Here is a 16,091-nt window from a genome sequence, read left to right as displayed (position 1 = left end):
AGCAGCAGAAGGAAAATTTCACATTTAAATCAATCGAAAAAGCCTGCAATGGGCAGGCTTTTCCTTTTAAGATTTTCACAATTTCATTCCACAAAAAACTATGGGAACTTTCATTATTTTAAAATATTATTAAAAAAAACAGCAGCATAATGCACCATAATTTAGTACCGCTTATATCCTCACATTTTAAACAGTTTTATACAAGTACTGGCCTTTTAGACAAGAAATTTCCATAAGCTTTAACTGCCAAAATGTTCTATAGGCTTCTCAACAAGGCGCTTTCGTCCGCCCTTTTCGCATCTGACCTGTAATGGTCTGCCAGCTCCTTGAAGATTAATGAAACGTTTGGATGGGTGATTTTCGTTTCTTCAAACAAAGAGTCGAAATATCCTGCTCTGAACCTTTCTATATTGCCACCCTCAAACGCACCCCTGCTTGTGAATCCTAAATTATTTGAAATCTGGATCCTAAATGACAATATAATATCATCGGTTCCGACTTCTTCAATAATATCATAAATTTCAACAGGATAGCCGGTTCCTTCCTCCATCTTGATTGGATGCTTGGCAAACAGCTTGCCTAATTGGTTATCGGCACTCTTCAGCCTGTAACTTTTCTCAGCCAGTTCCCGTACCTGCGTCACCCAATTCCTCAAAATCTCCAAATTTAAAGAACCGCCGGCAGTCTGCGAAGGTATTACATTAAACGAGTCCAAAATTTCCCATGCGGCCCTCACGATTTCCTGAGATACAGGACCGTGCTCATTTTGCTGCAATTCAGCTTCCCTGAATTCATCATCATCAGGAAGGTAAACCTGGCTTAAAAGTCCAAAGTACTCCTCAGGATTTTGCGACATCAGCTTATATAGGTTTTTAGGTTTAGGAGCATAGGAACTGCCTCCAGTGAAAACAAAAATAAATTTCATCTCCATTTTAGCGGCCCTTTCCAGATCGTAGTCTTCTTTCGAATACAGCAGATCCAAAAGGTTTCTAAAGTAATCATGTTCAAATTGTGATGAATCTCGGTACTCGGCGATAGAAACCCTTTCAAGCGCGCTTAATATTTCTTCAGATGTCAGTGCTTCCCTCAGAGAATAAGCGGCCCATGCCAATGTATTTATCATGGTAATACTCTTGCCATAGTACGTCAGCTTGTCAAGGGCAAAGAACAGTTCGTCTTTATCTTCTGTATAGATAAACCCCTGCTGTATCTCCCAATACAGCTTCTGGACATCTTCATTTTTCATCTCTTCTATAAATTTCCACAACTCGACCCTTTCTCGCATGGAATCAAGGAAATTAACAGTCCCCTGCACCGAAAGGCCGGAATCCATCAGTTCTTTCAATATATCAATTTGAGGCGCCAAACCGTTTCTGCCTTCTGAAATTTTTATAAAGGCCTGTACAACCGCCAATACCTTTACTTCCTCACTTTCAATCTTCTGACAGATATAGAGCCTGTCCCCTGAGCCAATCTTATCTGATAAACCAAGAACATGGCCGTATAGATATGGATATTCCAATGTGCAGGCCAATTCAAAGATTTTCGGGATACCATATTTCTCTATAACACTTTCCACAAACTCAAGCCTTTTAGCTGCGATTTCTTCCCCATGCTTTGTATAATCGGCATTCTGCCTGCCCGACATAAACTGCGGAAAGTTTTCCTCAAAAAGATAGGAATCATTCAATACATCGACCTCAGCCTGGAATTTCAATGCCGTTTGTTCCAGCTTGTCGGTTATAACTGCAGGAAGCGCCCAGTGGGCGGTCTGATGAGTTCTATGGTTTCCTATCAATTTTCGAAAGTGGTGAAAGATCAGTTTCTTTTGTTCGGCCTCAAGCGATAAGGCTGTCTCTATGGCTTGTAATGCCTGATCTATCCTGTCCCATTCCATATCATCCAATAGATTTATCAGGGCTAAAATCCTATTGATGCCGCCTTCAGACATTTCAACAATCTTGTTAAGACAGAACGCCCGGATGAAAGACACTTCGCGCTGGCTGACCTGTATCTGCCTAAGTTCGGAGAAAAGCCTCCATTTTGGACGAGGAGTATGAAATGCGGTGTCATGCTTACTGTCCACTAGATTATAAAGCAGGGAATACAGCTGATCAGGATATCTTTTGATCAGGATTTCCAATATCTTTATTCTGTCTTCAGCATTCGTATTTGTCTGGGGATACCATGCCCTGTATATGTTTTGGAGACTATTGAACGGCGTGTTTGTAGTCGGCAGCTTAGAAGGGGACATTATGACCAATTCGCACAATGCATTTGAGACCCTCATCAGATGCTCCGGAAACCAGGCAGTAATATCCAGGCACCACAACAGAGGAGCCAGATCGTTTGATGCATGCATAAAACCTTTTTCCTCTTCGAAGAAGCCCAAAACGGATTTGTCTTTTATAATCCTTTCCAGATTTCTTAAAAAAACTGATGGCGATGCTTCCGCCAGCAGCATTAAATTAGTTGACATCGACCGCCATACCACAATGTCCATCTCGAATAAACTCTGGCAAATACCATCAGCATATGATGTAACGTCCGGTATGGAATTTATTCCGTAACTTTCTCCAAAGACTGCAATGGCAACAAGTGTTTCGCATAGCCCTTCACGGAGATTCGGCGAAAACTTTGTCCTGTTTCCGCGAGTCTGAAATATTTGTCCGCGCTCACCTGCTGGCAGAGAGTATTTATAAAGCACTTCGCTTAACACTTCAAGGCAGGCCTGCTGAAAATTTGCAAAATCATCAGCAGTTGCATATTTTGCAAAATAGAGCCATGTATCTGTAGGAGAAACAAGTCTCCAAATGCCGTTTATATAATATACAGGAGAATCTTCCAGTGTGGCCAAGACCTTTAGGAACTGATTATATTCTGTAAAGCTTTTACCTGTCAATTTTTCAACAATCTGTTTATCCCCGTCAAAATCTTCTGAAAAACGATTAAGAAGTAGCATCGGCATAATATCCCTGGATTCTATGCTTTCTGTATATTTTGGTCTGGTGCCCTGATCGAATTTCAGCAGTCTTTTTAAAACGGATATATTGCGTCCCGAGCTTTTCATAAGAATATCTGCCTGTTCATGGTCTATACCCATTTTTCTTAACCCTGCTTCGAAACTTTCACGCGATACGATGGAGAGCTGGATTTTTTCAGGTTTATTGACCTCTTCCGAAAGACTTATCGGAACAATTATTTTATGTCCTTTCTCAGCTGCCTCACGCAGTTCCATGCCTTCCAGCTTAAACTTTGCAATTATCACCAGCTGCTCATCAGTCTGGATAAACCTATGAAAGGAGTCCCTATTATCTATGACTACAGTTTTCAAACTTAGGATATCATCCTGCTGTAGTATTACTGCCAGAGGAAACGCTGCCGCTTCATCAGTGGTAATGGATTTTATATACAGTACTTTCTCTTCCCCTGCCAAAAACGCCTTCACTGTTTCAGCTTCGTTTTTGCGGCTTTCTCCAAGCAATATTTCAGGTACGATTTTAAGGGAACCGCTTTCACTCCAGAGCTTCCAATACTGATCTATGGTATAAATGCCTAAAGTCGGTTTTCTTAATTTTTCTGCCAGCCACAGTTCAACGCTCGGGGCAAGTTCCAGCCATTGTTCGATATCTACCGCATCAATATATACAACATCCTTCCAAAATCCGTCTAATTTCTTTTCAGCTGCCCAACCGCCTTTATCGCGGTATTTTTTTGCATTTATATTTACATATGTTGTAACAGCAGGATCTTTACCAAGAGGATTACTTTTCCTTTTTTCATAATCCTCACCGGCTTTGCCCTTTTTGTTGTCCGTTGTTCCAAATTCCCAGATGCTGTCTCCTGAGGGGACAAAAACATTCGAGGTATCCGTTGAAAGCTCTCCATCAAATCCGCCTGTATATACTTCTTCTCCGTATGGAAAATGAATATTCTTTATGCTTTTTTTATCTATTGTTGCTAAAATCAGTTTTCTGACTAAATGAGGCAGATTGTACTTGCAGTCTACGGAGTCGGCCCATTTCTTAATATCAATCGTATCAATAAATCTCATATGTATAATTTTATTTTTTATAAAAATTAAGTAAAGTCAAATAATTTCCCGGTTCTTCACGCAGCTTTAGTGTTTCATAATTAACAGCAGGTAAATAGTTAGTTTTCAGACAAACATAAAGAAAGCTGATTACTAAATTTTATGGTTTTCCGTAATTGTAGCTAATTCATATGCAGTGACATCGACTGCCGGCTAGAATCAAAATAAAAAACTTCAAAAATTGAAGAACAATCTGAAAGAAAAAATCCACCCCTAAGTAACTAACTGACTTTTAAATAGCCTGCCTATTTAAATAAATGCCCAAGGCAATCCATTTTACTGTCACTGGACAAAATCATAATTAGAAAACATTATTAAAAGAAAGCTTTACTGCAATATTCTAAGACCATCAGCAAAAAACATTCTTCAAGTTTTTTTTCCGCTACTGGAACAAAAAAATTCAGAAAAATCTGTAGTTTTTTTTTGTATACTTGATTTTGAATAGCCTGCCTTGTTCGCGAGCATGACGCTCACGCCAGAGAGTCCTTTTTTTATCTACTTTCGAATTCTTATCCCTTGTTCTTCTAATTTTAATAATGCGTGGATTTCTGGCATATCTTTACCTTTAGAAGAACAAAAGTCTAACAAATCATAATGTATTACACGTAGAATACTTTCTGCTTTATCGGAAATATCTTTAATTTTATGAAACAATTCCTCTTTTATGTTTCCGGCATTGAAATTTTCTTCATTTCCAATGATAACTTTGTGAACCAGCCAATTCCTTTGCTTTAAAAAAGCATTTAAGTCATTTTGCAATGACAAATTATATAGTTCCTCTTTAATTGCAATTTTAATAGCCTGGCCTAAAGTATAACTCTGGTATTGTTTTAAACATTCATCTGCTTGTTCTTTTGTTTCTGCGGGATTCATTTTAAGAGTAATTGAATAACTCAACGCCTGTTCAACCATTTGGGTTTTCAATACAGCTTCGCCAAGAAAACAATACAAATTAATTTCATTATTGTTGGATTTTATTTTTACAACATTTTTTTCCATAACTGGCGCTTTGTTTTTGATTAGAATCAGTAATTATCTATTTAGGTATTAATTACTCAAAAATACTTCTTTAGTACGCGGTGATTTTGCGCAGTAAAAAATAATTTTTCATGAATTTGCTTAAGCGATCACGTAGATTTGTAATCCGCGACTGTAAAATATAATGTTAACGGATAAAAAAACAACCCAATTATCCCTTTCTTGAAGAGGACAAATTTTTAAAAGTACCTCCAGAGAATTTTCAATGCATATTTCTAAGATGCAAATGCAATAATAATATAAATAATGTTTAATAAATGGTTAGATAATTAATTTCTTCCCTCCAAAATAGTAAGTTAAATATACTGAAGACTATCAACCTAAATTTTGTGGCAAAATCGTGGCACACGGTGTTTTTGAAAACAAGAAACACAGCAAAATCAATGCTTTACGGCTTTAGGTTCGAAACTGTATACCGAAACAAACAATAAGTAGGAACCAATGGTGAAAGATTTAAAAAGCAGCCTTTGCAAAACAGATTGACAATTCTATGATGCTCAGTCTGATGCAGAAAATTGAAACTGAAAGAGCTAAGATATTACGGTCCTTCTAAGGCTTTAGGTCTTGACAGACTTCTGCTTTTTGGCTAATTTTGCCTTATGAATCCCGAAGAAATTAAACGATATTTTGACAATACGCCTCCCCCTATGGAGGTGGATTGGAAGCCATGGGCAAAGATTACCGATTCCCAGCTTTTTTTAAAAAGCTGCTATACAGGGATAAGGACTTTCAACGGCCCTTTGGAAATGTGCCCTGCCTGGTGGCATCTTAAAGATTTTTATCTACTGATCAAGCGAACCGCTCCTGAAGAACAGAAGACAGAGCCTTAAATATATTTTTCAGTTTTGTAAAGCGGCAGGGAAATGCTTTTAGGCAATTTGGGTAATCAGCAGGACTGCTATAAAAGAAAGTATCGAAAAAACCATTGCATTGATGATCATGCTTTTTCTTTTTACTGAATCCTGCGCTTTTTCTATTTCACTCGTTCTTTTCTTTTCGTGCGTTTTCATGATATGATATTTTAATTATTTGAATAAGCGCAAAATTATTACGCAAGGCAGAGAAACATTTACAGCTTTACCTTTCCATTTATCATAATTCGAATTTTATCGAATGATGCCATAATGAATTTTCTGAGTGCAGAAATTTTTAAGGATACCAGGAATTCTCCATTTTTCTTTATTTGCTTTAGCGAATCAAAAAAGAGGCCGGAAATAGGTTAAACTTTGGATGCAATGGATTCTCATATTGATCTGTGATTTTCCGAACGATAAAGTTTTTGTTTTCTAGGCATAATGCGGATATATTGCTTAGGCTAGCAGGAATCTGTTGCTGTTTTTTTGGATGCTGCTCCAATCCATTTCAAATACTTTCTGGAGCAGGTCTTTCAGTCCCTGAAAAGTGCTTGGCTTCACGGCATAGAAATCAGCGCCGAGCTTATGGCAGAGCTCGATATTATCAGCGTTATTGCTTGTGGAGAGCATAATGATCTTTACTTCTTTCAGGGCATCTTCCCTGCTTCGGATTTCCGCAAGGCAGTCAAATCCGTTCTTGATGGGCATATTGATGTCCAGAAAAATCATATCAGGCAGGCGGTCCTTGTTCTTTTCAAGCGTATGGAGCAGTTCCTGCCCGTCGCGCGCGCCCTGGACGACAGCAGGAAGGCTTAAATCCTCGAGGGCATCTAAAAACAGCAGCCTGTCATCCTCATCGTCATCTGCGTGATAAATAATTTTATGGGTATTCTGATGTGCCATCGCTTTCACATTTAGGGCAGTCCAAGGCAGGGCCTTGGTAATCTGCAAGAGTTATACTTAAAGAATCAATAAGGCTCTGCAAATAGGCAAACGATAGAATTATGTCTTAAGATGTATGGTGAAAAGCAAATATACGGCTAATTTTTAGAAAAAGCGCTGCAAATCCTCCAGATACCTCCAAAATAATCAAAATATAACGCAGTCCGACACCTGCCTTAACATAAATTTCATCCCGGCATTCTTCCCCGATGCCAGCGCCGGACTAAAACTGCCCTCCCTTTGCGTAAATTCTGAATAAAGCGGAAAAACGCAAAAAAAGCACGATTTCAGAGATCCTGAAAAATAAGGATTTTTGAATTTTGTTATTATTTAGAACATTTAATTTTTAAAAATTGTTATTACCTGTACTAATTTTGGTTTGTATAAAATGATCAAGATTATGAACCGGGCAATTGTACACATCGACATGAACACATTTTTTGTCTCCTGCGAAAGGCTTGCCAATTCTGAGCTTAACGGCATTCCGCTCATTATCGGCGGGGGTGAGCGCGGCGTTGTGGCTTCCTGCTCGTATGAGGCACACCGTTTCGGGGTGCGCTCGGCCATGCCGATCCAGATGGCGCTCAGGCTCTGTCCGCAGGCCAAAGTCATGAAAGGAGATATGGAACTCTATTCAAGGCTCTCCCATGATGTGACCGAAATCATTCAGGAGAAAGCCCCTGTGGTGGAGAAAGCCTCCATTGATGAGTTCTATCTGGACATCACCGGAATGGACAAATTCTACGGAAGCTACAAATGGACCGATGAGCTCGCACAGCGCATCACAAAGGAAACCGGGCTTCCCCTCACCTTTGCCCTTTCAGTCAATAAAACGGTATCGAAGATCGGAACCGGTGAAGGAAAACAGAAGCAGAACCTGGAGATCCCCGAGCATCTTGTGCAGTCTTTCTTGAACCCGCTCTCAGTTCGTAAAATACCGATGGTAGGCGACAAGACCTTCCAGCTGCTCTCCCGCATCGGGATACGCACCATCAAGACCCTATCGGAAATGCCTGCCGAAGCGCTGCAGCGCATGATCGGACAGAACGGCATCGAACTCTGGAAAAAAGCAAATGGCATTGACAACAATCCCGTGGAGCCCTATACGGAAAGAAAGTCGATCTCCACCGAACATACTTTTTCCCAGGATACCATTGATATCGATAAACTGGGAAGGGTTATCCTTGGGATGGTCGAGAAGCTTTCCTATCAGCTGCGCTCCGAACAGTGGCTCACTTCGACCGTAACGGTAAAGATCCGGTATGCCAATTTTGATACCGAAACCAAGCAGTGCAGGGTCCAGTATACTTCGGCTGACCATATCCTGACCCAGACCGCAATGGATCTTTTTGACAGGCTCTATCAGCGCCGCATGCGGCTGCGCCTGATCGGGGTGCGTTTCAGCGGACTGGTGCGCGGAACTTATCAGATCGACCTCTTCAATGATACCGAAGAAATGCTGGCGCTCTATCAGGCGATGGACCGGATGAAAAACCGCTACGGCTTTGATGCGGTGATGCGCTGCGCAGGAGCCTCCTTCAAACCCAATACCAAAAATGAAATTCTAAAACGCAAAAAATAAATCATGTATCTCAACTGCCATTCCTTCCACTCCCTTCGTTATGGCACCATACCGCTAGAAGACCTGATATCCAAGGCTGCGGCCTTGGGTGTCAAGGCTATGGCACTCACTGACATTAATACCGTGACAGGAATCTATGACTTTATCAAGGGATGCCAGGCTGTAGGAATCAAGCCTGTTGTCGGGATGGAATTCCGCTCAGAACATGAACTGCGCTATATCGGGCTGGCGAAAAATGCGGCAGGACTTGCCGAAATGAACCGCTTTCTCACCCGCCATAATTTTGAGAATACCCCGCTTCCTTTGTCTGCTCCCGACTTTGAAAATATTTTTATAATCTATCCCTTGGAGAATGTGCCAGCTGTTCTAAAGAAACATGAATTCATCGGCCTGCGCCCCGAACAGCGACAGGCGCTGGTGCTGAGCAGCTGGAAGAACAAAACAGACAAAATGGTCGTGTTGCAGCCTGTTACCTTCCGCACTAAAACGGAATACAAGCTGCACAAGATACTGCGGGCCGTTGACCTGAATGTGATTCTTTCACGCCTTTCTGAGTCGGATTACTGCAGGCAGACAGAAGTTATGGTGGATCTGGACAGGATCCTTAAATGTTATGAAGACTATCCGCAGATCATTTCCAATACGGAAATGATTATTGGGCAGTGCAATTTTGAGTTTGATTTCAAAACGCCTAAAAACAAGAAATACTATACCAACAATAAAAAAGACGACTTGCAGCTGCTCACAACCCTTGCCCAGCAGGGGCTGGAATGGCGCTATGGGAAAAATAACGCGGAGGCAAAATCAAGAATGTTCCGGGAGCTCAAGGTGATTGACCAGCTGGAATTCAGCGGCTATTTCCTCATTACTTGGGATATCATCCGTTTCAGCAACTCACAGGGGTTTCTGCATATAGGGAGAGGAAGCGGCGCCAACAGCATCATCGCCTACTGTCTTGGCATCACCGATATCTGTCCTCTGGAACTCGACCTGTACTTTGAGCGTTTTCTGAACCTGAACCGCAAGAGCCCTCCGGATTTTGATATCGACTGGAGCTGGAAGGAGCGCGACGTGATCCTGGAATATATCTTTTCCCGCTACGGCTGTGAGCATGTGGCTTTCTGCGGCACCAATGTAGAGTTCAAATACCGCTCCATATTCCGTGAGGTCGGCAAGGTTTTCGGGCTTCCAAAGGAAGAGCTTGATGCGCTCGCCAAAAACCCGATGACCCTGCATCCAGCAAATGAAGTGGTCCGAGAGGTGCAGCGCTATGGAATGATGCTGGAGAAATACCCCAACCAGAGAAGCATGCACTCCTGCGGGATCCTGATTTCTGAAGAGCCCATCACCAATTATTCCGTGCTGGAGATGCCTCCCAAGGGCTTTCCCATAGTGCTTTTTGATATGCATACGGCCGAAGATATCGGCCTTGAGAAGTTTGATATCCTGAGCCAGCGCGGAATCGGGCATATTGATGACAGCGTTAAGCTCATTGAGAAAAACCGCGGACTGCGGCTCAATATTCGTGACACCACCATTTCAAAGGATGAGAAAAGCTGCAACAGCTACCTTTCGATGGGAAAGACTATAGGCTGTTTTTATATCGAAAGCCCTGCCATGCGGGGCCTGCTGCGCCGCCTGAAATGCGACAACTATAAAACCCTTGTGGCTGCCTCCTCCATTATACGTCCCGGGGTGGCACAGTCGGGAATGATGAAGGAATACATCTTCAGGCACAATCATCCAGACAGGTTTGAATATTTCCATCCGGTGTTCGAGGAGCAGCTTGGGGAAACCTACGGCATTATGGTCTATCAGGAAGATGTGATCAAAATTGCCCTGCATTACGGCGGGCTTCCGGCCGCCGACGGGGATATCCTGCGCCGTGCCATGTCGGGAAAAGGGCGTTCCAAAGCGGCACTTCAGAAGGTAAAGGACAACTTCTTTGCATCCTGCGCCGCGCAGGGGCATCCCATGGCGCTGAGCCAGGAAATATACCGTCAGATCGAGTCCTTTGCCGGCTATTCGTTCTGCAAGGCGCACTCAGCCTCCTATGCCGTGGAAAGCTACCAGAGCCTGTATCTGAAGGTGCATTATCCCATCGAGTTTATGGTGGCGGTGATCAACAATCAGGGTGGTTTCTACCGCACGGAGGTGTATGTGCATGAGGCGAAGATGTCGGGGGCCGCAGTGCACAACCCGTGTGTGAACAAAAGCGAATTTGAAACTACGCTGTACGGGTCTGATGTATATCTGGGTTTCATGCACCTGCAGAGCCTTGAATCCAAAACAGCCCTTCTGATCCAGCAGGAACGCGAAAGAAACGGGCTTTACAGATCACTGGAGGATTTCATCAACCGCATACCCATCGGCATTGAGGCCATACAGATCTTGATTTTCATCGGCGCATTCCGCTTCACAGGAAAAACAAAAAACCAGCTGCTGGTCATTGCCCGTCTGATCCTTGTGAACTTTAGACCTGAGAACCGCACCCCGATGCTGCTTCAGGAGCCTGTTAAGGAATTTGTATTGCCAGAGCTGGAGCGCTCCGCTTTTGAAGATGCCTTTGATGAGATCGAGCTTCTGGGCTTTCCGGTCTCCTGCTCCCCTTTTGACCTGCTGCAGACCCCTTTTAGGGGCAATGTGATGGCAAAGGACCTTTTGGACCATCATAAAAAACAGGTGCGTATGCTGGCCTATCTGATCTCTCGCAAGCATGTGCCCACAAAGATGGGCGCCATGTATTTCGGGACCTGGATAGATGCTGAAGGGCAGCTTTTTGATACGGCGCATTTTACCGACAGCCTGGCGTCGTATCCTTTTCAGGGAGGCGGATGCTACCTGCTGCTGGGCAGTGTCGAGGTGGATTACCATTTCCCGACCATAACAGTCACCAAGATGGCCAAGATGCCCTTTATCCCGGATCCGCGCTATGAGCATGAGAACGACTGGAAATACAGAACGCAGCAGAAAATACGCGAAGATGTGAGCATGACCCATCGCGCGCCCTATCCGCAGGAACATGAAATCAATATTCCAAGGCTTAAAATGAGCAATTGACAGGCTGTTTTTTGGCTTTACGGCGGCAGTCTAATATGAACTAAAAAAATAAAGAGATGATGCTTTTTGATGACACCGAAATTTTTTCATCGGGTAATGGCGGCAGAAGAATATTTGACGTCCCCGATGCCGACCTGCTGCTGATTGATAATTTTTTCAGCAAAGCCCAGTCCGATCATTATTACAATGTCTTATATCATGGCACCCAGTGGAGGGAATATGAAATGCCGATGTATGACAAGGTGGTCACGGCTCCCCGCATGATCTCATGGTACGGGGATTCGGGCAGGCCCGAACGCAGATCCAACCCCGACTGGCCTTTGGAGCTGCTCCAGATCAGGGAGCGAGTGGAAAAGGAAACCCGCATAAACTTTAACGCCGTGCTGCTCAACCTTTACAGGGATGGCACCGATGGCGTGGGATGGCACAGCGACAAGACTTCATCGAGCAACAAGGACATGAACATAGCTTCCGTGACTTTCGGGGAAACGCGCCTGTTCCGCCTGCGCCATAAAACGCTCAAACATATTGCGCCAATAGAAATTCCGCTGCACCATGGCACCTTTCTGCTCATGGCAGGCCATACCAATACCTATTGGGAACATCAGGTGCCCAAGACCGCCCGTCCTGTCCTGCCAAGGATCAATCTTACTTTTCGACAGGTCAGGGAAACCTAAGTTTTTTTTATTGTTTTATTGTTTTTGATTTATGGGGCCTTATTCTTTCATGCCTATCGCCCTTGATCCAGTGGTTTATATGGCGATTGTAATTCATTGAAAATCATAGCAATCCTATAATATTCCTGTTTTATAATATAACAGCTTTGAATTTACTCAAGGTAACTTTGGATAAACCATTAAAATTAGGAATCATGGAAAATATAAACAGAACGGGGCAAGATGAAAATGCCCATATCGATATCTCCAATCAAAACGAAATACAGCAGTGGGCAGAAAAGCTCAATGTGCCCGAAGAGATCTTAAAAGATGCCGTAAGGGCGGCAGGGACAACGGTAGAAGAAGTTGTGGAGCATATCAGCGAGAATCCCGCTTTAAGGGAAAGCGCCTCGGAAGCGGTCCGCCTCAAAGACGGCCCATGGCATGATGATGATCACCATAATCCCGAAGGGAAAAGCATTGAAGAGGCTACAGACCCTTCAAAATTATCAAAGCTTTAAGCTTTTAAAAACCAGTATTCACTGATTTATAGTTTTATTTTTTCTTTATCCATATTAAAACTTTAAATGAAGAATAAAAAATCAACATTATAAATCAAACTATTGGATACTTGCTAAATTTTAATATAATACTAAAACAGAAGATTATGTCTAGAGAAAATAACGATAGCTGCGATCAGGATGAACGTACCTATCACGCAGCAGACGATTCCATAAATTCAGAACTTATGGAGAAAAAAGATCCGGCAATCAACCAGCAAGAAAATGATGCCACCGGAATCCACGGCGAAGATTCAGAACATCACAATCCACGTCCGGATGAGCGTGATCCAGATGCTGACAGAAGAACCCTTGACGAAGAAAAAGCCGTTGAGGACGATGACGAGGATAATTGATTCCTTGAATTTTGGTTGCCATTTAGATTAGATTAAGGTGTTTTTTATGCCCTGTGACGGTTATAAGACTATTTTATGAATCAGAATCAGGCTGATGATAAATAAACAGCACAGATCGCTTGTAAACAGTATAAGAAAACAAGATTGTAACGATTGGGAATCTTAAGCATGAAATAAGATCTTGAAGAGAATCTGCCGGCCTTATGGGCTGCAGGTTCCCTTCAGGATTTTTATTTTGTCTGGCCTCTCCCTCTTCCCCTTTCTGTAGTTTGCTGTGTATAATAAACAGACAGTTTAGATAGCGTCATATAAAACCCTTTATATAAATATTTTACAACAGGTTGCAAGTAGGTTTTATCCAAAATTACAATTGCGCGACAGTGTGCCGTACAGCTTGGAAATAATTGCCTAAATTTGCATTACAGGCATTGGTCTGCCTGTTTTGAAATAAAAGTGGCCAAAAAATTATTGCTGCAGAAAATGAACGACCCGATTCTAGAAAACCTTAATCCCAGCCAGCTCCAGGCCGTGAAAACCACAGAAGGATACGTGCGTGTTATTGCGGGTGCGGGATCCGGAAAAACAAAGGCGCTTACCTCCCGCTTTGCCTACATTGTGGACAGGCTTGGGATAAACTCCTCCAACATACTCTGCGTAACCTTTACCAACAAGGCCGCCCAGGAAATGAAAAGACGTGTCAAGGCGCTTATAGGCGATACCTATGACCTGGCTTTCATCACCACCTATCATGGCTTCTGCGTAAGGTTCCTGCGCGAGGAAATCAACAAGATACATTACCCGAAGAACTTTATCATACTGGACGCCGAAGACCAGAAAAGCATACTGCGTGATATTTTCAACGAGCTGCAGATCAATTCCAAACACCTGACCTTCAAACAGGTGCTGCGCTTTATATCCAAGCAGAAAAGCACTTCAAATTACCTGGGCTACATTCTTGAAAACAAAGGCTTTGAACCGGACGAAAGCGATTCGCTCTCCAGCCGCATCTTCCAGATCTATCTGGACAAGCTAAAACGCAACTATGCCCTGGATTTTGATGATCTGATCCATTTTACGGCATTTATTCTGGACAACAATCCCGATGTGCTCTTGAAATGGCAGGAAAACCTGCATTACATCCAGGTGGATGAGGCGCAGGACAGCTCCGAGAACCAGTTCCATCTGGTGGAAATGCTCTCGCGCCTGCACCAGAACCTTTTCCTTGTCGGGGATCCCGACCAGACCATCTATGAGTGGCGCGGTGCCAAGCCCGAATATCTGGTGGAATTTGACAGCATGTTCCCAAATACGCAGACCATTATCATGAACCGCAATTACCGCTCTACGCCGAACATACTGAAGATAGGGAACCACATTATCAAGAACAATACGGTAAGGGTGGACAAGGATATGATAACCGACAAGCCTGAAGGTTTTGAAGTGGTGCACTTTCACGGAAAGAATGACTTTGAGGAAAGCCGGTGGATAGCCGCTGAAATCAAGGAGATACTGCAGGCCGAGCAGGCCTCCTACTCGGACATCACTATACTGTACCGCTCCAATCATCTTTCCAGAAATATTGAGCAGGCCCTTATCAAGGACAATATTCCCTACTCCATTTTTGGGGGCATCCGTTTCTTTGAAAGAAAAGAGATCAAGGACGTGCTCTCCCTTTTAAGGCTCATTGTACAGGGGGATAATTTCTCTTTCCTGCGCATGCACAACCATCCTTCAAGGGGGCTGGGCAAAAAATTCCTTGAAAGGCTCAGCCTTCTGGCAGGCGAACAGAACCTATCGCTCCTGCAGGCGCTGCAAAACAATATCACCGACAAGGAACTGGCAAAAAAAGGCGCTGTTGAATTTCTGGAGCAGATTGCAGAACTGCGCGAAACAGCCAAGACAAAATCCATATCGGACCTTGTGAAGATTATACTCGATAAAAGCGGACTTTCCGAGCTCTACCGTAAAGACGGCGACGAGGACAGGCTTGAAAACATCAAGGAGCTTGTAAATTCGATGCTGCTGCTCGAAAAGGAAAACAATGCTCCGGTGGACATTATCGAATACCTGCAGGAAGTATCGCTGTATACCGATCTGGATGCCGATACCGACAATCAGGACAAGGTCAAATTGATGACCATCCACATTTCCAAAGGGCTTGAATTCCCGTATGTATTCCTGTGCGGCTTCACAGAAGGCGTGCTGCCAAGCGCGCTGTCGGTCAAGGAAAGAAGGGCCCGTGCTATTGAAGAAGAAAGAAGGCTCATGTATGTGGCCGTCACGCGCGCCGAAAAACGCTTCTATATGACCGATTCGGAAGGCTTTAATTTTACCACGGGACTCAATAAATATCCATCAAGGTTTCTTTTTGAAATCAAGGAGGAATTCTATGTCCGAAAAGGGGTGCTCTCCCAGCAGATCATAGAAAACAGCAAAAACAGTCTGGGCAATGCCCAGTCTTTGGAAAACACCTCTTTCAGGGAAGGGGACATCGTCATGCACCCGGTCTGGAACAAAGGAAGAATACAGGCGGTAAATCTGGAGAAAAAAGAATATCTGGTGGATTTTTTCGATATCGGAAAAGTAAAGCCCATCGATTTCGGCTTCAGGCATCTCACGGGTTTTTCCGAAGAAACCGGGGATCACAATGGGGATTCTGAGGGCCCGAAGGAACTTCTGGAGCTTGCAGAGCATTTGAAGACAGCGCCGGACCCTTTTGGAAACGATTCTGCATCGGAAGCCCGGGACAATATGAACCTGCCGTCTGATTCTGTTTTTGATGCGGACCACACGCAGGAGCAGAATGAAAATGCTGGAAAAGACAAAAAAGACACAAAAAAGTGGTGGAAGCTGTAAGAATCCTGAGGATTGCCATTTTATGTTTCTAAATCTATTTTTTTAGTTTTTTGTTTTTGCTTTTTTGTTTTTGCTTTTTTGTTTTTGCTTTTTT

11 protein-coding genes are annotated in these 16,091 nt (G+C 43.3%); 7 read left to right on the top strand and 4 right to left on the bottom strand.

Going from position 1 to position 16,091, the window contains the following annotated elements; translation table 11 throughout:
* Nucleotides 1-256: 256 nt before the first annotated feature.
* Together AC1Q5Z_RS13605 and AC1Q5Z_RS13600 are read right to left on the bottom strand one after the other, a co-directional pair.
* Nucleotides 257-4,054: a hypothetical protein gene (locus AC1Q5Z_RS13605; RefSeq protein WP_492445323.1), complete on the bottom strand. Its 3,798-nt coding sequence runs from the start codon at nucleotides 4,052-4,054 to the stop codon at nucleotides 257-259.
* A 534-nt stretch (nucleotides 4,055-4,588) separates the two neighbouring features.
* Nucleotides 4,589-5,092, bottom strand: coding sequence for a hypothetical protein (locus AC1Q5Z_RS13600; RefSeq protein ID WP_492445321.1), 504 nt, complete (start codon nucleotides 5,090-5,092; stop codon nucleotides 4,589-4,591).
* 638 nt (nucleotides 5,093-5,730) lie between these two features.
* Here AC1Q5Z_RS13600 and AC1Q5Z_RS13595 point away from each other — a divergent pair.
* Nucleotides 5,731-5,961, top strand: coding sequence for a DUF6965 family protein (locus AC1Q5Z_RS13595; RefSeq protein WP_433831341.1), 231 nt, complete (start codon nucleotides 5,731-5,733; stop codon nucleotides 5,959-5,961).
* Between the two features lie 39 nt (nucleotides 5,962-6,000).
* Here AC1Q5Z_RS13595 and AC1Q5Z_RS13590 read toward each other — a convergent pair whose 3' ends face one another.
* A complete protein-coding gene (locus tag AC1Q5Z_RS13590; protein WP_433831343.1) occupies nucleotides 6,001-6,141 on the bottom strand; it encodes a hypothetical protein in 141 nt (46 codons plus the stop codon).
* A gap of 300 nt (nucleotides 6,142-6,441) precedes the next feature.
* Nucleotides 6,442-6,888 (bottom strand): response regulator, encoded by a 447-nt coding sequence (locus tag AC1Q5Z_RS13585; RefSeq protein WP_492445319.1) that lies wholly within the window; start codon nucleotides 6,886-6,888, stop codon nucleotides 6,442-6,444.
* A gap of 439 nt (nucleotides 6,889-7,327) precedes the next feature.
* On the opposite strand from AC1Q5Z_RS13585, the gene dinB reads away from it, so the two are divergent.
* The 6 genes from dinB (at nucleotide 7,328) to AC1Q5Z_RS13555 (ending at nucleotide 15,997) form a co-directional block, all read left to right on the top strand.
* Nucleotides 7,328-8,509 carry a DNA polymerase IV gene (dinB, locus tag AC1Q5Z_RS13580; RefSeq protein ID WP_492445798.1) on the top strand — a complete coding sequence of 394 codons (1,182 nt, stop codon included), beginning with the start codon at nucleotides 7,328-7,330 and terminating at the stop codon, nucleotides 8,507-8,509.
* Between the two features lie 3 nt (nucleotides 8,510-8,512).
* Nucleotides 8,513-11,569 (top strand): DNA polymerase III subunit alpha, encoded by a 3,057-nt coding sequence (locus AC1Q5Z_RS13575; protein WP_492445317.1) that lies wholly within the window; start codon nucleotides 8,513-8,515, stop codon nucleotides 11,567-11,569.
* Between the two features lie 56 nt (nucleotides 11,570-11,625).
* Nucleotides 11,626-12,246, top strand: a complete 621-nt coding sequence (locus AC1Q5Z_RS13570; protein ID WP_492445315.1) for an alpha-ketoglutarate-dependent dioxygenase AlkB family protein — start codon at nucleotides 11,626-11,628, stop codon at nucleotides 12,244-12,246.
* A 194-nt stretch (nucleotides 12,247-12,440) separates the two neighbouring features.
* The gene (locus AC1Q5Z_RS13565; RefSeq protein ID WP_492445314.1) at nucleotides 12,441-12,746 is read left to right on the top strand and encodes a DUF3606 domain-containing protein; all 306 of its coding nucleotides are present in this window, start codon (nucleotides 12,441-12,443) and stop codon (nucleotides 12,744-12,746) included.
* Nucleotides 12,747-12,892: 146 nt separating this feature from the next.
* Nucleotides 12,893-13,141 (top strand): hypothetical protein, encoded by a 249-nt coding sequence (locus AC1Q5Z_RS13560; protein WP_492445312.1) that lies wholly within the window; start codon nucleotides 12,893-12,895, stop codon nucleotides 13,139-13,141.
* Between the two features lie 480 nt (nucleotides 13,142-13,621).
* Entirely contained in the window at nucleotides 13,622-15,997 is a 2,376-nt protein-coding gene (locus AC1Q5Z_RS13555; protein WP_492445311.1) for an ATP-dependent helicase, read from the top strand.
* Nucleotides 15,998-16,091 lie beyond the last annotated feature (94 nt).

The sequence above is a fragment of the Flavobacterium sp. GW823-FHT06G12 genome (genome assembly GCF_058794775.1).
Note: the sequence above shows the minus strand (reverse complement) of the source record. Positions and strands in the feature narration are given on the sequence as shown.